Annotated in this window: 20 protein-coding genes; 4 read left to right on the forward strand and 16 right to left on the reverse strand. The window is 59.8% G+C overall.

Going from position 1 to position 19,840, the window contains the following annotated elements; genetic code table 11:
• Nucleotide 1: 1 nt before the first annotated feature.
• On the reverse strand, nucleotides 2-832 hold the full coding sequence (locus QD357_RS27320; RefSeq protein WP_107109084.1) for an outer membrane protein: 831 nt from the start codon (nucleotides 830-832) through the stop codon (nucleotides 2-4).
• Nucleotides 833-1,075: 243 nt separating this feature from the next.
• Nucleotides 1,076-1,927 carry an outer membrane protein gene (locus QD357_RS27325; protein WP_107109085.1) on the reverse strand — a complete coding sequence of 284 codons (852 nt, stop codon included), beginning with the start codon at nucleotides 1,925-1,927 and terminating at the stop codon, nucleotides 1,076-1,078.
• Between the two features lie 396 nt (nucleotides 1,928-2,323).
• Between QD357_RS27325 and QD357_RS27330 the strand changes: the two genes are divergently transcribed.
• The gene (locus tag QD357_RS27330; protein ID WP_331371116.1) at nucleotides 2,324-2,800 is read left to right on the forward strand and encodes an SH3 domain-containing protein; all 477 of its coding nucleotides are present in this window, start codon (nucleotides 2,324-2,326) and stop codon (nucleotides 2,798-2,800) included.
• A gap of 116 nt (nucleotides 2,801-2,916) precedes the next feature.
• On the opposite strand, the gene glmM is transcribed toward QD357_RS27330, so the two are convergent.
• The 12 genes from glmM to ybgC form a co-directional block, all read right to left on the reverse strand.
• Nucleotides 2,917-4,269, reverse strand: a complete 1,353-nt coding sequence (gene glmM / locus QD357_RS27335) for a phosphoglucosamine mutase (protein WP_107109087.1) — start codon at nucleotides 4,267-4,269, stop codon at nucleotides 2,917-2,919.
• A 284-nt stretch (nucleotides 4,270-4,553) separates the two neighbouring features.
• The gene (locus QD357_RS27340; protein ID WP_107109088.1) at nucleotides 4,554-4,772 is read right to left on the reverse strand and encodes a GDCCVxC domain-containing (seleno)protein; all 219 of its coding nucleotides are present in this window, start codon (nucleotides 4,770-4,772) and stop codon (nucleotides 4,554-4,556) included.
• 288 nt (nucleotides 4,773-5,060) lie between these two features.
• Entirely contained in the window at nucleotides 5,061-7,004 is a 1,944-nt protein-coding gene (gene ftsH, locus QD357_RS27345) for an ATP-dependent zinc metalloprotease FtsH (RefSeq protein ID WP_414125463.1), read from the reverse strand.
• A 124-nt stretch (nucleotides 7,005-7,128) separates the two neighbouring features.
• A complete protein-coding gene (gene tilS, locus QD357_RS27350) occupies nucleotides 7,129-8,451 on the reverse strand; it encodes a tRNA lysidine(34) synthetase TilS (RefSeq protein ID WP_414125464.1) in 1,323 nt (440 codons plus the stop codon).
• Nucleotides 8,452-8,456: 5 nt separating this feature from the next.
• Nucleotides 8,457-9,512: a tol-pal system protein YbgF gene (gene ybgF, locus QD357_RS27355; RefSeq protein ID WP_414125465.1), complete on the reverse strand. Its 1,056-nt coding sequence runs from the start codon at nucleotides 9,510-9,512 to the stop codon at nucleotides 8,457-8,459.
• A gap of 160 nt (nucleotides 9,513-9,672) precedes the next feature.
• Complete coding sequence (gene pal, locus QD357_RS27360; protein ID WP_107109092.1) at nucleotides 9,673-10,206, reverse strand: peptidoglycan-associated lipoprotein Pal; 534 nt, start codon at nucleotides 10,204-10,206, stop codon at nucleotides 9,673-9,675.
• A gap of 272 nt (nucleotides 10,207-10,478) precedes the next feature.
• Complete coding sequence (gene tolB / locus QD357_RS27365; protein ID WP_107109457.1) at nucleotides 10,479-11,783, reverse strand: Tol-Pal system beta propeller repeat protein TolB; 1,305 nt, start codon at nucleotides 11,781-11,783, stop codon at nucleotides 10,479-10,481.
• A 20-nt stretch (nucleotides 11,784-11,803) separates the two neighbouring features.
• Nucleotides 11,804-12,187, reverse strand: a complete 384-nt coding sequence (locus QD357_RS27370) for a hypothetical protein (RefSeq protein WP_183937677.1) — start codon at nucleotides 12,185-12,187, stop codon at nucleotides 11,804-11,806.
• Between the two features lie 38 nt (nucleotides 12,188-12,225).
• Nucleotides 12,226-13,539: a hypothetical protein gene (locus QD357_RS27375; RefSeq protein ID WP_107109094.1), complete on the reverse strand. Its 1,314-nt coding sequence runs from the start codon at nucleotides 13,537-13,539 to the stop codon at nucleotides 12,226-12,228.
• A 9-nt stretch (nucleotides 13,540-13,548) separates the two neighbouring features.
• Entirely contained in the window at nucleotides 13,549-14,007 is a 459-nt protein-coding gene (tolR, locus tag QD357_RS27380) for a protein TolR (RefSeq protein ID WP_107109095.1), read from the reverse strand.
• Between the two features lie 27 nt (nucleotides 14,008-14,034).
• Nucleotides 14,035-14,757 carry a protein TolQ gene (tolQ, locus tag QD357_RS27385; RefSeq protein ID WP_107109096.1) on the reverse strand — a complete coding sequence of 241 codons (723 nt, stop codon included), beginning with the start codon at nucleotides 14,755-14,757 and terminating at the stop codon, nucleotides 14,035-14,037.
• A 424-nt stretch (nucleotides 14,758-15,181) separates the two neighbouring features.
• Nucleotides 15,182-15,637 carry a tol-pal system-associated acyl-CoA thioesterase gene (ybgC, locus tag QD357_RS27390; protein ID WP_107109097.1) on the reverse strand — a complete coding sequence of 152 codons (456 nt, stop codon included), beginning with the start codon at nucleotides 15,635-15,637 and terminating at the stop codon, nucleotides 15,182-15,184.
• Between the two features lie 136 nt (nucleotides 15,638-15,773).
• On the opposite strand from ybgC, the gene QD357_RS27395 reads away from it, so the two are divergent.
• The 3 genes from QD357_RS27395 to QD357_RS27405 are packed head-to-tail and all read left to right on the forward strand — an operon-like array spanning nucleotide 15,774 to nucleotide 18,780.
• Nucleotides 15,774-16,994: an NAD-dependent epimerase/dehydratase family protein gene (locus tag QD357_RS27395; RefSeq protein WP_107109098.1), complete on the forward strand. Its 1,221-nt coding sequence runs from the start codon at nucleotides 15,774-15,776 to the stop codon at nucleotides 16,992-16,994.
• Nucleotides 16,994-17,857, forward strand: a complete 864-nt coding sequence (locus QD357_RS27400) for a glycosyltransferase (protein WP_414125476.1) — start codon at nucleotides 16,994-16,996, stop codon at nucleotides 17,855-17,857. Before QD357_RS27395 ends, QD357_RS27400 begins: the two co-directional genes overlap by 1 nt.
• Nucleotides 17,854-18,780 carry an NAD-dependent epimerase/dehydratase family protein gene (locus QD357_RS27405; protein ID WP_414125466.1) on the forward strand — a complete coding sequence of 309 codons (927 nt, stop codon included), beginning with the start codon at nucleotides 17,854-17,856 and terminating at the stop codon, nucleotides 18,778-18,780. The genes QD357_RS27400 and QD357_RS27405 overlap by 4 nt, the downstream gene beginning before the upstream one ends.
• On the opposite strand, the gene QD357_RS27410 is transcribed toward QD357_RS27405, so the two are convergent.
• Nucleotides 18,749-19,312 (reverse strand): DinB family protein, encoded by a 564-nt coding sequence (locus QD357_RS27410; protein WP_107109100.1) that lies wholly within the window; start codon nucleotides 19,310-19,312, stop codon nucleotides 18,749-18,751. The two genes, QD357_RS27405 and QD357_RS27410, sit on opposite strands and share 32 nt — an antisense overlap.
• 17 nt (nucleotides 19,313-19,329) lie before the next feature.
• On the reverse strand, nucleotides 19,330-19,839 hold the full coding sequence (locus QD357_RS27415) for an NUDIX hydrolase (protein WP_107109101.1): 510 nt from the start codon (nucleotides 19,837-19,839) through the stop codon (nucleotides 19,330-19,332).
• Between the last annotated feature and the right edge of the window lies 1 nt (nucleotide 19,840).

Genomic DNA, 19,840 nt, shown 5'->3' on the forward strand with positions numbered 1-19,840 from the left:
CCTACCAGGTGGTGATTCGCAAACCGATACGGATCTCGTGTCGCGACAAAGCTCCGTCACGACCCATCGTGCCGCTGGCGCCGGCCGCCGAATCCGCGGCCGAATAGCCGAACATGTCACCCCCGGCGATATGTGAGAAGCGATAGCCGAGATCCAGCTTCACATTCGGCGCCACCTCATAGGCGACGCCGGCCATCAAGGCATAGGTCATGCGCCAGTCGCTTTCGCCGGGATAGCGCGTACTGACCGAAGCAGCACCACCGCAGCCAGAGACGCCGTCGACGCAGGAGCCGATGGCATTGACGTTGCTCCAGGAGACCCTTGTAGCCCCCAGGCCGGCGCCGACATAGGGCGTGAAGCCGGCGAGCGTGCCGAGATCGACATAGCCGTTCACGATCAGGCTGCCGGCTTTGAAAGAGGAGCGCGCTTTGCTGGAGCAGCCCGTACCGGTCACGCCACCGGCGCAGGGCGAAGCGCTTGAAATCCGGCCATCGAAATCGCCGCTGAAATAGTCGCCGGTGACATCGGCACGCAACAGATCATTGAACTGATAGCCGACGCCGAGACCGCCCGAAAAATCGCCGCTGAAGCGATCGGAATTAAAGCGGCTGGAGCTGTAATCGCCGCTGGTGGAATCATACGTGCGGAAGGTCGTGTCGTCGTGGCTGGCATTGACGGCATAGCCGAGATCGCCGCGCACGTACCAGCCCCGGGCATCCTTGACGCTGACTTCGGGCATCTTGATTTCCGGCGGCAGATCACTCGCAAAGGCAGTGCCCGCAACCGCGCCCGCCATTATCGCGGCCAGCGCCAAAGCGTCGAAACGGATCATCACCCCTCGCCTTCCAACCTCGGGCCGGCGCTTGGCTTTCAAGCCGACCTGCCCCTGTCGTCCCCGCCATTCTGGCTCTCCCAAAGGAGAGACCGGACGGAGCCGCAGCCATTCTCATTTCATTAACCATAGGGAATTTATGGTTAATGAAGGTTTAAAACGCGGCTGAATTGCTTAACGGCGACAGAAAAAAAGCCGCCCGGACGAACCGGACGGCTTTTCAAGGACTTGGACTTGGGAGGCTTACTTATAGACCGGCTGCTGGACCGGGATATCAGCCGGCGGCATGTAGCTGGCCGTCTGGCAGCCGCCGAAAGTATAGCGGGCGCCGATGCGGGCTTCATGCAGGTTGAGGCCCTTGTCGTAGCCGGGACCGCCGTTTTCCGCATAGCCGAACATATCGCCGCCTTCGACGTGGCGGTAGCGATAGCCGACATCGGCCTTGAGATTGCACGAGAGATCGATCGAAGTACCAGCCATCAGCGCGTAGGTGAAGCGCCAGCTACCGCGGCCTTTATGCGTAACGGTGTCGTCGCAGGAGCTCGAATCGGCGTCGGAGCAAGACGTATTCTTCAGGTTGCTCCATTTAACGTAAGTGCCGCCGAGACCACCGCCCACATAGGGGGTGAAGATGCCGTAGGTGCCGATATCGACATAGGCGTTGGCAAGCAAGCTATAGGCCGTCAGCGACGCTATGTCTCGGGAGGTCGCAGGCACGGCAGTGAAACCGGGGCCGCAGGCGCCGCAATCGCCGCTCGTCGAACCCTTGAAATCGGACTTGAAGAGATAATCCAGGGTCACGTCCGTGCGCAGGTAGTTGTTGATCTGGTAACCGACACCGCCGCCGAGCGTCACATTGTCATCGAGCGAGGCGCTATCGAAATCGACAAGGCTGGAGTTGGAGCCCTGGAAGTAGTTGGCGCCGCGCAGATTGGTGAAGGTGTAACCGATATCGCCGCGCAGATACCAGCCGCTCGACTGGCTGACGGCCACTTCCGGCGCCGGCTGAGCCGGCTCCGGCGTATAGAGATCGGCTGAAAAAGCGGATGTGCCGAAAAACAGAGCGGCAGCGGCTCCCATCAAAGTTCTCATCATGGCTTTGGCTCCAAATTTATTGGCATTGGCACGACAAACGCCCGCCAATCAAAAGACATGATAAGGATAATGAATGATAAGGGTTAAAACCTAATTAACTACGAATATTTACCCTGTTTACTTGCTCGATATACTTTGCGCAATACATTAGTAATTCATAAAATTAAATTTGAGAGAGCGGATTGTCTTGGCCGATAGGCTTTTACAGCAGGGGCGGTCAGGCTCATAAGGCCAAGCTGTTTCCGGCTTCTAAACCAATTGGCAATAATCGGGCCGTTACCATGAGCAAAGCCGGGGCGTAAAACATGGAGGAAGTCTTTGACTTACTTTCACAATCTGTACGCTGGTCTATGCCTCGCACTTATCTTTCTGGCGACGGCCTCCTACGCTGGACCAATGCGGATACAGCCCGTCGCGGCTACGAGTTGGAACAAGGGGCTGGAAACGGGGCTGCCGATTCCTCGCTACGTGTCGCTGAAGGCTTATAAAGCCCGCATGCGCGTAGGACCCTCAACGATCTATCCGACAAAATGGATCTATATGAAACCCGGCCTGCCGCTGGAGATTATCGACGAATACGGCCATTGGCGGCAGGTGCGCGATGACGCCGGCACCACCGGATGGATGCATAGCGCGCTTCTTTCCGGACTGCGCACGGCGGTCGTCGGGCCATGGCTGAAAACAAACGCAATGCTGCGCCGAAGCCCGGACACAACGGCCACACTCATCGCCGAACTGCAGCCCGGCGTCCTGCTGCAGCTGCGCTCCTGCACCGGCACTTGGTGCAGTGTCTCCGTGCAGAAGCATTCCGCAAGCGGCTATATCAGGCAGAGCATGCTCTGGGGTGCTTATCCCGGCGAAATGTTCCGGTGATCCTCTTGACGGGGGCGATACCGGCGACACTCGCAACCACCGCTAAGCGAGACCGACGGCCGCCTCTGTGAGGCGGCCGTAAACTCATGCAAATATGCAAATAGCCGATAGCTTAATCAGGCAGCGTTGCGAACGTTTGAGATCACATCGATCAGGCCGCCAACGATGCGCTCGATCTGACCGCGGTCATCGCCTTCCGCCATGACGCGGATCAACGGCTCGGTGCCGGAGGGGCGGATAACCAGGCGGCCATTGCGGGCCAGCTCACTTTCGGCATCGGCGATCGCCTGGCGCACCTGGATGTCTTCCAACGGCTTGCCGCCGGAAATGCGGACATTACGCAGGAGCTGCGGCACCGGTTCGAAGCGTCGGCAGACTTCGCTGACCGGTTTGCCGGTGCGCTTGACCGCAGCCAGGATCTGCAGCGCCGCCACGAGGCCATCGCCGGTCGTGCCGTAGTCGGAGAGCACGATATGACCGGATTGCTCGCCGCCGACATTGTAGTTGTGTTGGCGCATATGCTCGACGACGTAACGGTCGCCGACTGCCGTGCGGGCCAGTGCCATGCCCTTATCTTCCAGGAAGCGTTCCAGACCGAGATTGGACATGACGGTMGCAACAATGCCATTGCCGCGCAGCAACTGGTTCTCGGCCCAGCTCTCAGCAATGACGGCCATCAGTTGGTCACCGTCGATGATCGTTCCGGTTTCGTCGACGATGATGACGCGATCGGCGTCGCCATCGAGCGCAATGCCAATATCGGCGCGCACTTCGTCCACCTTCTTCTGCAGTGCGACCGGGCTGGTGGAACCACAATTGAGATTGATGTTCGTGCCGTTCGGCTCGTTGCCGATGGTCACGACGTCGGCGCCGAGTTCCCACAGCACGGCGGGCGCGACCTTGTAGGCGGCGCCATTGGCGCAATCGATGGCGATGCGCAGGCCCTGCAGCGTAACGTCGCGCGGCAGCGTGCGCTTGGCATGTTCGATATAGCGGTCATGCACGCCGTCGACGCGCTTGGCGCGGCCGATATTCTCGGACTTGGCKAGATGCACCGTCATGTCCTTTTCCAGCAGATCCTCGATCTTCGTTTCGAGGTCGTCGGAAAGCTTGTAGCCATCAGGGCCGAAAAGCTTGATGCCGTTGTCTTCGTAAGGGTTGTGCGAAGCGGAAATCATGACGCCAATATCGGCGCGAAGCGACCGTGTCAGCATGGCGACCGCGGGCGTCGGGATAGGGCCAAGAACGAACGCATCGACACCGGCTGCGGTGAAGCCGGCCACCATGGCGTTTTCCAGCATGTAGCCGGAGAGACGCGTATCTTTACCGATGACCACTCGATGGCGATGACTACCCCGATGGAAGATCGTGCCGGCGGCGATACCCACGCGCATGGCAAGATCCGGCGTCATCGGATAGATATTGGATTGACCGCGGATTCCGTCCGTTCCGAAATAGCGACGTTTCATATGCACTCCCGTGATTGCAGCGTCCCTCTGAGGGACTGCGGCATCCCGTTCTCCTCCCCGGAATTCCATGGGCGGCGCGAACATCGATGCTTGAGGCTCATGCCATACATTGCAAAACTCAGCACTTAAATTACCGAGAAAGCGTATTACAACGCGTTACCGTTAATAAGCACTAAAAAAGGCCAGTTCTCCACTGAAACGGAACCGCCCCCTAGTCTATCGGCGTAAATGGCGATGGCCGTTGGTACGGCTGCGGTGGAACTCCGAGCATTTCTCATACATCCTCAACGGTGTCGCCCGCCCTGAGCCTGGATCGATGGGCAAGCAACGGTTCCATATGAGCAGAACACACAGCAATCACCGACCTTTGGCCGAAGGATGACACCGCAGCCCTTGCATTCATAGAAATGCTGGCAAGCGTCGGTTGGCATCGTTTCGGTCGCCTTGAAGCGGCAGATCGGACAGGTAATCGTTGAGCTGAGGATCACGGATGCTTCATGCATAGAGATGCCCGATCGTCAGCAGGGCAACAGCGGCGACGGGACCGGCTGATGTTGATTTTCGGACTGCAGCCCTCCACGACATGAATGCAGACGAGGCCGATGCTTTGACCGACAAGAACATCGCGGACCACAGACAACGGATCCACCCTCCACTCATTTTCGATTCTCGGGCCTTCATCGATACCGGCCTCCGCCTCCGTTCGTTACCCGTAGCTACCAAGAAAAAGGCCAGTCCCTTGCTAAATGGGAGCTGGCCTCTTCGTCTGCATGTTCAATCGATCCTGTGCGTCAGCGTGGCTGCGGTTCGAAACCGCCCTCGGGCTCGTCACCCTTGGTGCCAAGCGGGCCATCCTTTTTAGCGCCGGTCTTCGGCACAGCCGAGCCACGGCTCGGGGGTGTGTCGTCACCGAGATCGCGAGCGGGCTTTTCGCCGCGAATCAGCGCCTTGATCTCTTCGCCGGTCAGCGTTTCGTATTCGAGCAGGCCTTCGGCCAACGCCACGAATTCGTCGTGCTTGGTGGTGATGATGTCCATGGCCTGTTTGTAAGCCTGGTCGATCAGGCGGCGCACTTCGTTGTCGATCTTCTGCGCGGTCGCCTCGGAGACATTCTTCGACTGCGAGACGGAGTGACCGAGGAAGACCTCCTGCTGGTTTTCACCATAAGCAACCTGGCCGAGTTCATCGGAGAAGCCCCACTGCGTGACCATGGCGCGGGCAAGCTTGGTCGCCTGCTCGATATCCGAGGACGCACCGGAGGTGATGTTCTCCTTGCCGAAGGTCAGTTCTTCGGCAACGCGGCCGCCCATCATGATGCAGAGGCGCGACACCATCCACTTGTAGCTCATCGAGTAGCGGTCGCCCTCGGGAAGCTGCATGACCATGCCGAGCGCACGACCGCGCGGAATGATGGTCGCCTTGTGCAGCGGATCGGCGATGGCGACATTGAGCGCCGTGATCGCATGACCAGCTTCGTGATAGGCCGTGAGCTTCTTTTCCGCCTCGGTCATTGCCGAAGAGCGGCGCTCGGCGCCCATCATGATCTTGTCCTTGGCGTCCTCGAATTCCTGCATGGTGACCAGACGCTTGTTGCGGCGCGCGGCCATCAGGGCGGCTTCGTTGACCAGGTTCATCAGGTCGGCACCGGAGAAGCCGGGCGTACCGCGGGCAAGCGTCTTCAAATCGACGTTCGGAGCGAGGGGCACGTTGCGGGCGTGCACCTTCAGGATACGCTCGCGGCCGACGATGTCCGGGTTCGGCACGACAACCTGACGGTCGAAGCGGCCGGGACGCAGCAGCGCCGGGTCAAGAACGTCGGGACGGTTGGTGGCGGCAATGAGGATGATGCCCTCATTGGCCTCGAAGCCGTCCATCTCGACCAGCAACTGGTTCAGCGTCTGCTCACGTTCATCGTTACCCCCGCCGAGACCGGCGCCACGATGGCGGCCGACGGCGTCGATTTCGTCGATGAAGATGATGCAGGGCGCATTCTTCTTCGCCTGTTCGAACATGTCGCGGACGCGGCTTGCGCCGACACCGACGAACATTTCAACGAAGTCGGAACCAGAAATGGTGAAGAACGGCACATTGGCCTCGCCGGCAATGGCGCGCGCCAGAAGCGTCTTACCCGTGCCCGGAGGGCCGACGAGCAGAACGCCGCGCGGGATACGACCGCCAAGACGCTGGAACTTCTGCGGATCACGCAGGAATTCCACGATTTCTTCGAGGTCCTGCTTGGCTTCGTCGACACCGGCGACATCATCGAAGGTGACGCGGCCATGCGCCTCGGTCAACAGCTTGGCCTTGGACTTGCCAAAGCCCATGGCACCACGCGAGCCACCCTGCATCTGCCGCATGAAGAACAGCCAGACGCCGAGAATCAGGAGCATCGGCAACAACGTGCCGAGATAGCTCAGGAAGCTCGAGGAACTATCCGATTCCGGACGGCCGACAATGTTGACGTTCTTGCTTTGCAGGCGTTCAAGCAGGCTGTCATCCACGACCGGAGCATAGGTCTGGAAGGGCGTTCCGTTTTCGACATAGCTGCCGACCACGCGATTGCCGGTGACGGTGACGTCGCGGACGCGGCCTGAATCAACTTCCCGAAGGAATTGCGAATATGGAATTTCCCTGGAGCCTGTTTGTGCCGGCGCGTTCTGAAACATGCTGAACAGAGCAATCAGCAACAAAGCTATGATTGCCCACAGAGCGAAATTACGAAAATTAGGGTTCATCGAACTCCCCAGCACTGAAACTTCCGCCGTTGAGCGGCGGCATTACTTGTTCCCTAACATAGGGTTGCGCCAAGCCCTTGCCAAGGCAAACCGCGTCACCACATGCTTTTTCCGTCAATAACTCTCAAAGAGGCGGCCGCACATAGGGTTCTCGACCAAAGCAGGTCGACAACCGATCCGCAAATGTGAGATCGAATCGTGTCAAAAAGCGGTCGAAAGGCGCAAGATACGGCACAATCACGGCAGACGCGGCGTTCTCGCCATCATCGGCGACCATTTGTGGCAGCACCGCCCGCGCACGCTGCACGGCACCTTTCGGCAAACCCTCCGGAAATTCCGCTGTACCTTTTACCCCTGCTGCTTCGATACGGACACTGGCCGGACCGTGATTGGCGATCCAGAAGCGGCCGTCCCAAATGCCATCCGCGCCCGAAGCCAGCACAAGCGGTTGGATACCGCGGCTTTCGCGCATGAGATAAAGCCCGTCCCGGCGCAGGTCGAAAACAACCCCGCCCGCCGTCCGCCGTCCCGGCTCCCCCTCGCCGATGAAATCCAGGATGCGGCGCATCCGTTCGCGTCCCGGCCCGTAGGGCCCACCGCCGAATACGGCGGCCAGATAGGAGAGCGCATAAGAGAGCACKACCTCGTCGGCAGCCAGCGCATCGCGGCTGATGACGCAAAGCACGCCCGCATGGACTGTTGCGTATCTCTCCAGCCACGCAGCCGCATCCGTCGAAAGTGCCGCGCGTGCCGCACCGCTGTCCTGCGCCAAAGACGGCGCGGCATCTTGCGCCAGGCGTTTGCGCGTGCGCACGCGCTMGTAACGGACATCCTCATTGCTCGGATCGTCCAGCCAGGAGATGCCCCGCTGCGTAAGAAAAGCCCGAATATCCGCCCGCCGACAGGCGAGAAATGGCCTGACGATCCAGAGGCGCCGATCGAAGAGTATGGCGTCGGCAATGCCGGTGCCGGCAGTGCCCTCCCCTTCGTTCAAACGTGCTGCGCGCATGGCCAATGTTTCGCGTTGGTCATCAAGCGTGTGGGCGGTAACGACAACATTGGCAGAGAGTTCCGCGGCGATATCGGCAAGCAGCCCATAACGAGCTTCGCGCGCGGCCGCCATGATACCACTCTTCGGCTTCTCGCCCTCCCAGCGACGAACGACATGGGGCACGCCCAGGGATGCGCAGAGAGCGGCTACATCGCGCGCTTCATCAGCGGATCCCGACCGCAAATCATGATCGATCGTGGCGGCGGAAAGGGCGATGTTTGAACTCGGAAAGGATTTCAACTGCTCGGCAAGAGCAACCAGAAGGCCGATGGAATCGCTGCCGCCGGAAATGGCGACCAGAATATGGGCAGGCTTGAAAAGGGAATGAATAAAATCGGCCGCTGCAGCGTCTGGCATTTGGGCTGTGGCAGCACCAGTCACAGCGTCACCGGACATCTCGATCAGCAGGCAAGACGCTTTTGTTCGCTGGCTACCTTTGTGGTAACGGCCTTCGAAGCCTTCGGATAGCGCTTGGTCACTTCGCGAAGCGTAGCGCAGGCCGTATCCTTGTTGTCGAGGGCAGCAAGCGACATTCCGAGCTTCAGGAGCATTTCCGGCGCCTTTTCCGAGGTGCTGTATTTCTGATGCGCGTTCAGGAAGGTCTTGGCCGCATCATTGTATTTACCCTGCGAATAAAGTGCTTCACCAAGCCAGAAGTTGGCATCGGCCGCGCGAGCGCTGTTCGGGTAGCTGTCGATATACTGGCGGAATTCCTGTTCGGCGACGCTGTAGTCGCCGGACAGAACATGGCCATAGGCCGATTTATACTGATCGCCTTCGCTGCCGCCGAGCGAGGCCGTCTGCGTTCCAGAGCCCGCAGCCGGCGCAGCGCCCGAACCGTTATTGGCGCGCGTCGCCGTCGAGCCAACCTGCTTGCCACTCTGATCGAACTGGATCGAACCGAGTTGGCTCGGCGGCTTGCCGGAACCGCCACCCTGCTGCGCGGTATTCGGCGCATCGCCGCCTTGCGAATCGCTGATGACGCCGGCGATATCGTCCTGTTGCTGACCGCCGCCCGCGCCCTGGGCCGGGACATCGGCTTCGCTCTTCTTCATCGAGCCGCCAGTGCCGGTGCCAGTTCCAGAGCCGGTCGCACCGCCAGCGCCCCCGCCGCCACGCTTTTCAAGCTGCTGGAAACGGAATTCATTGTCTTCCTGCGTCTTGCGGATCTGTTCCTGCATCTGCAGCAACTGATAGCTCATTTCCTCGACGCGGCCGTTTAACTGGCGCATCTGGTCTTCAAGCTGCTGCAAGCGGACTTCGGCATCGCTGTTTTGGACGTTGATGACAGGTGCCTGCCCGATCTGCCTCTGGGGAGCCGCATTGTTCGGAACAGCCTGTTCCGTGGCATTGCGACCGCCTAAATGAAGCCCGAACAGCGATAAGGCAGAGGCGTMACGCTCACTACCGGCGACGGCGGCGAGACAAAGTAAGCTCGCCACGACAAGTTTTCTCATACGGATCATCCTGCCCATTGATTCTTCGCACCCCAGGGCGCGAACAGGAGATTTTTACAATTAATCTCAAAAAGCAACGGAGTTCGGCTAAAGTGTGGTCAAAAAAGTAAAGGCGGTCGCAAGGACCGCCTTTGTGAATTTCGAACGGAATTTCCGCCTATCAGGAACCGGCGCCATTGAGCACGGTGACGGCGCGGCGGTTCTGCGACCAGCAGGAAATATCGTCGCAGGTGGCGACCGGACGTTCCTTGCCGTAGGAGATCGTCTTCATGCGCTGAGCCGGAACGCCGCGCGAAGCGAGATAGTCCTTGGTAGCCGCAGCACGGCGAGCACCGAGAGCCAGGTTATATTCGCGCGTGCCGCGTTCGTCGGCATGGCCTTCGACGGTGATTGCATACTTCGGATAGCGGGCGAGCCACTGAGCCTGACGATCGAGCGTCTGGGAAGCGTCGGCGCGGATCGACGAGCTGTCGGTATCAAAGAAGATGCGATCGCCAACATTGACAGTGAAATCCTGCGGCGAGCCCGGAGCGGCATTGCCGGCGCCATTGAGGCCAAGGCCGTTGGCATCGTTCGGCAAGCCCTTTTTGGATGCGCAGCCGGCAAGCGAAAGGCCGACGAAAAGTGCGATCATGATCGGGTTGCGGGCGAGGTTTTGCATGTGGCCAACGGCCGGGTTTGCGATGCGGCTCATGGCCGGTCTCTCCTTACATCTCTCTATTAAGGTTGCCAGACTGTAACCGGGTTCGGTTAATCCGATTCCAACAAATATGGTTAATGATGTCCTAAAGTTGTCCCGAAGTGGTCCACTCACAGGACTTTGCGGCGACAAAGTGACGCTTGAGCGGATCAGCGATTCTTAAGGCCGCCACCCGCTCAAACTGTTTTCTTTGCATGATCTTATCCGGAACGGCTTAGCGCTTTGCGCTGCACCAACCGTCAGTTCACGATCATGCCTGGCCCGCCCTACTCGAGGAGCGGCGACCAGGCCGGGTCCGAGGCGAAGCCCGGGGTCGGGATCTTCTGTTCGTTATAACCCGTCAGATCGATCGAAAAGAGCTGCGGCCCGCTGGAGCCCTGCGCTTCGCGGAAGAACATGATGACGCGGCCATTCGGGGCCCAGGTCGGACCTTCATTATGGAAGCCTGTGGTCAGCAGACGCTCGCCCGAACCATCCGTCTTCATGACACCGATGGAGAATGTCTGGCCGGACTGCTTGGTGAAGGCAATGAGATCGCCACGCGGCGACCAGACCGGCGTCGAATAGGCGCCGTCGCCGAAGGAAATACGGCGCTGGTTGGAACCATCAGCATTCATCACATAGATCTGCTGCTTGCCGCCGCGGTCGCTTTCGAAAGCGATCTGCGTGCCGTCAGGCGAATAGGATGGCGACGTGTCGATGGCAGCCGTCGACGTCAGGCGGGTCGTCGTGCGCGAGCGCAGGTCCATCGTGTAGATGTTGGCGTTACCTTCCTGCTGCAGGCTCATGATCACCCGCTGGCCATCCGGCGAGAAGCGCGGCGAAAAGGTCATGCCAGGAAAGTTGCCGACCAGCTCACGCTGGCCCGTCTGCAGTTGCAGCAGATAAACGCGCGGTTGCTGATTGGCGAAGGACATGTAGGTCACTTCCTGCCGGTTCGGCGAGAAGCGCGGCGTCAGCACGAGGTCGCTGCCGTCCGTCAGCATGCGGGCATTGGCGCCGTCCTGGTCCATGATGCCGAGCTGCGTCTTGCGGGCAGTCTTCGGGCCGCTTTCGGCGACGAACACGACACGGGTGTCGAAATAGCCCTTCTCGCCCGTGATCTTCTCATAGATCGCGTCGGCGATGATGTGGGCGACGCGGCGCCAATTGTCCGGCTGCGCATAGAACTGCTGGCCGATCATCTGCTGGCTGCCAAAAGTATCCCACAGGCGGAACTCGGCGCGAAGGCGGCCGCCCTCCTGCGTCACCCGGCCGGTCACCAGCGCCTGAGCATTGATCGCCGTCCAGTCCTGGAAGCGCGGCGTCGAGTCGGGATTGCTGATTTTCTCGATGAAGGCCTGCTTGTTGACCGGCGCGAACAGGCCGGACCGCTGCAGGTCGGCAGCGATCACGCCCGAGATCTGAGCGCCCAAACCATCATTCGACAAAAGGTCGGTGATGGCGATCGGCATGGGCTGGACGTTGCCCTTGTTGATATTGAGTTCGACCACAGCATAGGCTGGAGTGGCGAGGGCTGCCGTCAGGCCTGCCAGCACCAGCAGGAGACGAACGAGGGATTTTCTGATCATATGTGCCAAGCCTTTCAGCATTAAAGCGCCATGTCGCTTGGTGTGAAGTTCAGGATGACTTCCACCGAGCTAGTTTCATTGTCGAATTGAGTCTGCGGCAAGTTCTTGAAAGGTGCCGCCCTGAGGACAGCGCGCAGAGCGCTTGCCGCAGCAGCAATCTGTGTCTGTTTGGGGCCGCCTCTTGTCGTGAGGTACGGCTCGCCCACGATCTGCCCAGTGCGATCGAGCCTGAGGCGAACCCGAACGTGGACATTTTTTATGCCGGGCAGCCCCGGTACGAGGTTCCAGTTCTCCGCGACTTTCTCGCAAATACTGTCCTCAGCCGCACGCCCAAGCTGATGCACGCCAGCGGCTTTCGCAGGCTCGGCTAACACGGAACCTGCTAGCATGATCCCAAGAGCCATAAGCAAGCTCAGGGCGAAACGAGGACAGTGGTTCGTCATCACATCCCCATATCCGCTGCACTGAAATTGACGACGACTTCCTGCCAGTCGTCATACTTGTCCGGCGGCAAAATTTTCAGGTAATCCACCTGCGCCCGCTGCACGGCACGCACCGCAGCGAGCTGCATGGCGGACTGCGTCGAAGCCGGTCCGCCACTCGCCGTCGCCTCCGGTTCACCGACAATCTGCCCAGACTTATCGAGCCTGAAATGCACCTTGATCCGTACATCCCCGGTACCTTCGAGGCCAGGCATCAAGTTCCAGTATTTGGCGATCAAATCACGCAGCCCATCCTGCTGGCTCTGGCTAAGCTTGCCTCCACCGAGCGATTTCATGCCGCCGCGCGAGGCGACCTGGGTATCGGCGCCGGCGGAAGCCTGTTTGGACGAACGCGCCCCGCCACCCTTCGACGATGTATTGTTCAGTAAGCTGTTGATCTGGTCAGCGAGACCATCGTCCAGACCTTTATCGGCGCCCTTGGGAGTCGAGCGCTTCTTGTCGCTGTCCTTCTGGCCGTCATCGGTCGAGGTATTCTTGCTCGTGCTCTGAGTGGTCGTCTTGTCCGTTGGCTTGGTCGCCGGCTTGGCGTCCGCCACCTGTTGAGGCTTCGCAACGGGTTTCTGCTCCGGCTTCGGATCGGGCTTTGTCTCCACGGTCTTCGGCGGCTGCACTGGCTGCGGCTTTACGTCGGGCACGGGGACCTTGTCCGCCGGCGGCTGAGCAGCCTGCTCGGTCGGGTTTTCGGTCACCGGCTTCGGATCAGCCTTTTGCGGTGTAGGGGTCGGAGTCGGCGTGGGTGTTGGGGTCGGTGCAGGCGTGACCTCGCTCTTCTGCGGGGTCGGCTCCGTTTTCTGCGGCGTCGGCGTTGGAGTGGGCGTCACGTCCGGCTTCTGCTGCGGAATGGCTGCCACTTCCTTCGGCGCGGCTTCCGTATCCTGCTGCTCGATCGTCTTGACGTCATTCGGCCGCGGATCGTTCTGCGGAACAGGCGTATCCACCTTCTTCGGTGCTAATGCCGCTGTGTCGCTCTCCGGCCGTTGAGTTGGCACGACGGGATTCTTGATATCGACGTTGTTTTCGCCAACATTCTGAGCGTTGGCGACCTGATCCTGCTTAGTCGTCTGCTTCCGCGAGACGTGATCCGTAACCGGCGCCTTCTTCTCGCCCTGCTGCATTTGATCAGCGGTGACGATATCGACATCCATCGCCGTGCTTTCCGGCGTCTCCAGAGGCGCAGGCGCACTCAGCGTCAACATGGCGCCAATCAGCACCAAGATGTGAATGACCGCAGATGTGGCGATGCTACGCTTCATGTCGATCCGTCAGTGGTCCGTTATCTGCTGCGTAACCAGGCCGATATTCTTGTAACCAGCCTCCTGAATGCGCGACATCACGTCGGCGATGACGCCATAGGGCGCTTTCCCGTCGCCGCGCACGAAAATGCGTTCGTTGTAGCCAGTGGTGGCGATCGCCTTCAGCTTGGCGGCGATGTCGGCCGCGTCGATCTGCGTTTCCTGCAGGAAGACCTGGCCGTCCTGCTTGATGGAAATGGTGATCGGCTGGGTCTGGGCGTTCAAGGCGCCAGCCTGCGTTTGCGGCAGGTCGATCGGCACGCCAGACGTCATCATCGGTGCGGCCACCATGAAGATGATCAGCAGCACGAGCATGACGTCGACCAGCGGCGTCACGTTGATATCGGCGATCGGACCGCCCCGGCCACCGCCGCGACGCCCGCCCCGGCGGCCACCGCCGCCACCTTTGCCTCCAACAGACATTGCCATGTGATTTACTCCGGTTCCGTCTGCGATTTACTGCGCTGCCTGACGCGGCTGCAGCTTCTCATCGATTTGGCGCGACAGGATGGCGGAGAATTCGTCCGCAAAACCTTCCATGCGCCCCGACAGCTTGCCGGCATCGGCCGAGAACTTGTTGTAGGCAATAACCGCCGGGATAGCAGCGACGAGGCCGATCGCGGTCGCGAGCAAGGCTTCGGCGATACCGGGAGCGACGACCGCGAGGTTCGTCGACTTCGAGCCGGCGATCGCCTGGAACGAGGTCATGATACCGACGACGGTGCCGAACAGACCGATGAACGGACCGGCCGAACCGATGGTCGCAAGCGAGCCGAGGCGAGCGACCAGATGTTCCGATTCACGCGCCAGCGTGACGTCCATGGCGCGATCGATACGCATCTGCAGGCCGATCGGCGAACGTGCGCCGCGCTCGAACGACTTCTTCCATTCGCGCATGGCGGCGACGAAGATGGCGCTGAGTCCTGTATTGGTACGCTCCGAAAGGGTGCGATAGAGTTCCTCGAGCGACTGGCCCGACCAGAAGACCTGTTCGAAATGATCGAACTGCCGGCGTGCCCGAGCGTAGCTCAGATACTTGTCGATGACGATCGCCCAGGTCCATACGGATGCCGCGAGCAGTCCGAGCATCACGAGCTTGACCACCAAGCCCGCCTGCATGAAAAGCGACCAGAGAGTGATGTCCGGTGTGGTGGCCGCTGCCAATGCTACTTGTTCCATTGATCCAAAATCCCCGAATCCAAACGCCCGGCGCTAGACCGGGCGGCTAAAAGTGATCTCACAAGAAATGTTTGGCAGCCGCCGCTGAACGCCCTGGTCAAAGCTTTCCAAGCTTACAACTGCCTTCTTGCCGTCAAATTTGGTCAAAGGAAGGCGTGCGCCGCACAAACTCCGACAAGGGCAGTAAGACACTATTATGGTTAAAAGAATGTTAGCGTCGGAGCATGAAAGATTGGACGGTGACGAAGGTTATTCTGTCTCCTGGAAAGAACGGACCGGGCGAAACCGGCGGCGGGCACAAAACAAATCTTGCGCGCGGAAATTCCTTCACACAAAAGTCAAGTTTTAGCAAGGAGACTTTTCGGACCGCGATATTGCCGTGCGCGGCTGCCTGCCAGCCGCGCTAGCAGCCCGCGTCGCGACGTTAAACCGCAGCCTCGGACGCCACCAGCATCTGCGCAGCCAACTTTTCCGGTAACCGCCGCGGTTTTCCCTTGGCGTTGATCACGGCGATAATGACCTTGGCCGAGATCAGCAGCGTCTCGCCGCGGCGGATTTCCTGGGACAGCACCATCTTGGCGCCGCCGGCCTTCTCGGTCGTCGTGCGAATCACCAGCAGATCGTCCATTCGCGCCGGTCCCTTGAAGTCGATCTCCATGCGGTGAACGACGAAAACCAGCCCTTCCTCATCGGCATTCAGAAGCTCGCGCTGTTCCACGCCGAGGCAGCGCAGGTAGTCCGTGCGGCCTCGTTCGAGGAAGTGGAGGTAGCGCGCGTGATAGACGAGGCCGGAAAAATCCGTATCTTCGTAATAGACTCGCTGCACCAGCCGGTGGCCACCGGCTTCCAGTTCCCCGGCAATCAGAAAGGGGCTGTTCATCGTCGCCGCATCTCCAAAAAATCTGGGGACCCTCTTTGGCCGAACTTCTGCCATCAAGCAAGCTTTGAACGATTGTCATAAATACTGACTATCCGGGATAGGCCGGATAGCGGTCGACGCAGAAGGAAACGATCTCATGAAAATAGCGGTTATGGGCGGCGACGGTTTTATTGGTTGGCCAACCTCGCTGCATCTCTCCGACGCAGGTCATGAGATCCATATTCTCGACAATCTCTCCCGCCGATGGATCGATACGGAACTCGGCGTCCAGTCGCTGACGCCGATGGATTCGATCCAGGAGCGCACCCGCATCTGGCACGCCGAGACCGGCCGCCGCATCCATTTCAACCTCATCGATCTCGCCAAGGATTATGAGCTTTTGAAAAAGTGGCTGGCCGAGCATCGCCCGGATGCAATCGTGCACTTCGCCGAACAGCGGGCCGCGCCCTATTCGATGAAGAGCGACCGCCACAAGAACTACACGGTCAACAACAATGTCAGCGCCACGCATAATCTCCTGAACGCGCTGGTGGAGCTCAACCTCGACGCCCATCTCGTCCACCTCGGCACCATGGGCGTCTACGGCTATTCGACGGTCGGCGCCGCCATTCCGGAAGGCTACCTGCCCGTCGGCATCGAGACCGCCGATGGTCGAACGGTTAATCAGGATATTCTCTATCCGGCCAATCCAGGCTCGATCTATCATATGACCAAGTGCCTGGATCAGCTCCTCTTCCAGTTCTATGCCAAGAACGACGGCCTCAGAATCACCGACCTGCATCAGGGCATCGTCTGGGGCACGCACACGGAGCAGACCCGCCGCCATGAGCAGATCATCAACCGTTTCGACTATGACGGCGATTACGGCACGGTGCTGAACCGCTTCCTCATCCAGGCGGCGATCGGCTATCCGCTGACCGTCCACGGCACCGGCGGGCAGACCCGCGCCTTCATCCACATCCAGGATTCCGTGCGCTGCATTGAGCTGGCGCTGAAGAACCCGCCGCCGCGCAACGCCCGCGTCGAGATCTTCAACCAGATGACGGAGACGCATCGGGTCCGCGATCTCGCGGAGATGATCGCCAAGTTGAGCGGTGCGGAAATCATTCGTCTGCCCAATCCTCGCAAGGAAGCGCCGGAGAACGACCTGATCGTCAAGAACGACAAGTTCCTCGATCTCGGTCTCGCGCCAATCACCCTGCAAGCGGGTCTTTTGAGCGAAATCGTCGATGTCGCCAGGAAATATGCCTATCGCGTCGATCGCTCCCGCGTCCCGGCCGTTTCCGCCTGGACGAAGGATCTCGCGGCGACCATCAACCACGATCCCGAAGGTAAGCGATTGAAATCGGTCTCATGATGTTCGGAAGCGAAATGCTGCAGGGAGTGCGGCCACGCTCCAGCCCTCGGGCGCGGCAAGCCTTTGTCACGCTCGTCACCAATGCCGATTACGCCATGGGCGCAAAGGCGTTGATGCACTCGATTTCGTGCACCAACACCAAAGCGGATATGGTCGTGCTGCACACGGCAGGCGTCGACGAAAGCGATCTTGTGCCGCTGGAGGAACTCGGCTGCCGGTTGGTGGACGTGGAACATCTGCCGCTCTCCGACGAATTCAACGAGCGCCACGCGCGCGGCAATCTCCACGCCAACGCCCCCTTCACCAAAGGCCGCAAGCCGTCCTTTCACTCGCCGCTCGATAATTTCTGCAAGCTCAGGCTCTGGCAGCTCATCGATTACGACACCTGCGTCTTCATCGATGCGGATGCGCTGGTGCTGAAGAATGTCGACAAGCTCTTCGACTATCCGGAATTTTCCGCCGCACCCAATGTTTATGAAAGCCTTGCGGATTTTCATCGAATGAATTCCGGCGTCTTCGTCGCCAAGCCTTCGCTTGCGACCTTCAAGGACATGCTGAAGCTGCTTGACCGTCCCGACGTTTTCTGGCGACGCACCGACCAGACCTTTCTTGAGACATTCTTCTCGGATTGGCACGGCCTGCCGGTCTTCATGAACATGCTGCAATATGTATGGTTCACCATGCCCGCGCTTTGGGACTGGAACAGCATTTCGATCCTGCACTACCAGTATGAGAAGCCTTGGGAGAAGAACCATCCGAAGGCTGATCAACTGAAGCCTCTGATCGATTTGTGGCACCATTTCCATGCCGGGCGCGACGTGCCTGACATAGCCGCATTCGCCAATCCGAAAGCAGCAGCATGAAAGTTCTGGTCTCGGGCGGAACAGGTCTCGTCGGTCGCTATATCGTCGAGGAACTGCTGGCCGCCGGATATCGAGTTGCCGTCGGCGGCCGCAATGCGCCGGAACCCGGCTTTTTCTCGCAGCCCGTCGCCTTCGTGCCGCTTCGCCTCGACCCTTCAGGCGACCAGAGCAACGTCTTCGACGATGCCTATTTCTTCGTGCACACGGCCTTCGCGCATGTCCCCGGTAAGTATCGCGGCGGCGAAGGCGATGACCCAGAGAGCTTTCGCCGGCTCAACCGGGATGGCACCATAAAGCTGTTCGAGACTGCGAAACGTGCCGGCATCCGCCGCTGCATTTTTCTCTCGTCGCGCGCCGTCTATGGCGACCGGCTGGCCGGCGAGACGCTGATGGAGGACATGATCCCGACGCCGAACACGCTCTATGGCGAAGTAAAGCGCGATGCCGAGCACGCTCTCTTCTCCCTATCCGCTCCCGGTTTTGCCACCGCAAGCCTAAGAGCGACAGGCGTCTATGGCGATCTCCGCCCGAACAAATGGGATGATCTTTTTGCGGATTATCTTGCGGGAAAGCCGGTTTCCTCCCGCGCGGGAACCGAGGTCCACGGCCGGGACGTCGGCCGCGCCGCCCGCCTTCTGCTGGAGACCGAGACCAGCCGCATCAACGGCGAGGCCTTCAACCTTTCGGATATTCTCACCGACACGCATGAGATCCTGTCGCAGTTGCAGCGGGCAACCGGCTGTCCGCACCCCCTGCCCGCACCCGCGCCACAGGGCGTCGTCAGCGTAATGGATATGTCGAAAATCCGTGCGCTTGGCTGGCGCGGCGGTKGGCCGGCTTTGCTGGAAGAGGCGATTGCGAGATTGGCGATGCCGCTACGCCCTGCGACGTTCAGCGCATCAGCATTGTCTCGTCCCAGCTAAGCGCCGCCAATTCCTCACCCCGGAACCTCGCGTCGTCGGCAACGATGAATTCATCCAGTTGCGGTGGAGCGACGCTGCTGCCGGCGAGCATGGCATGCACCTGCCCCCGATGATGGGTCTGGTGCTGGAAAAGATGACTCAGCACATCCTCCGCACGCTCTCTTTGGATGCGATTGCCGCGATGCAGGTCGATCACCCGCACCAGCGCCTCGGGATTCAGATGTTCACACAGAGCTACGAGCCGCCGGTCGACTTTGTCTTGCTCCACCGACAATGCATCCAGCGTGTCGAACGGCTCCTCGATGTCGAACGCCTTAAGACCGAGCGTGCCGCCTTCCAGCGCATCGACATAAAACCAGTCGACCGTGAGAATATGGTTAAGCGTCGACTTGATCGACGGAAAGAAACTCACCCGCCTGGCCTCGAACTCACCGGGCTGAAGGGCCGCACAGGCCCGATACAATCGGGTATTCGCCAGGGCGTTATTGTAAGCGAGCTTGCGGAATACGCGGATCGGATCGAAACCGGACATACTTTGCACTCCCTTCTCTACGCTTTGTCGAGATCACCGTCCCGCCAAACCAGATGGCGCGCAGTCTGTGGCAGGCTTTCGATCTCGTCGGCGATGAAATAGGGCGGAATATCCAGTGCAACCAGCGCCTCGCGCGTGGCCGGCACCCATTTGAATTCGAGATGATCGTCGCCGTCTTTGAGGCGATGAACGATCTCCTCGGGATGGAACGGGAAACTCCGGGGGATATCCATCAGATAATAGAGTCCCAGCTCGTGCCAGTTACGCCGTTCGTAGCGAAAGAAATTCTCCACCATCCAGAGCAGCCGGCCGACCACCACCTCGACGCCCAGCTCTTCGATCATCTCCCGCCGCAACGTCTCCTCCGACGTCTCGCCGATTTCCGCGCGGCCGCCCGGAAAGGTCCAGAACGGTTCATGCACGGCGCGATGGACGAGCACATGCCCCTCACGAAAACCGAGGCCGGCAACACGCATCTGATATCGCGCGTGACCGGCGTTCAACCTGATGATCTTGCGTTTCGACATC

Source organism: Rhizobium sp. BR 317, from assembly GCF_047445835.1.
GTDB lineage: Bacteria > Pseudomonadota > Alphaproteobacteria > Rhizobiales > Rhizobiaceae > Rhizobium > Rhizobium paranaense.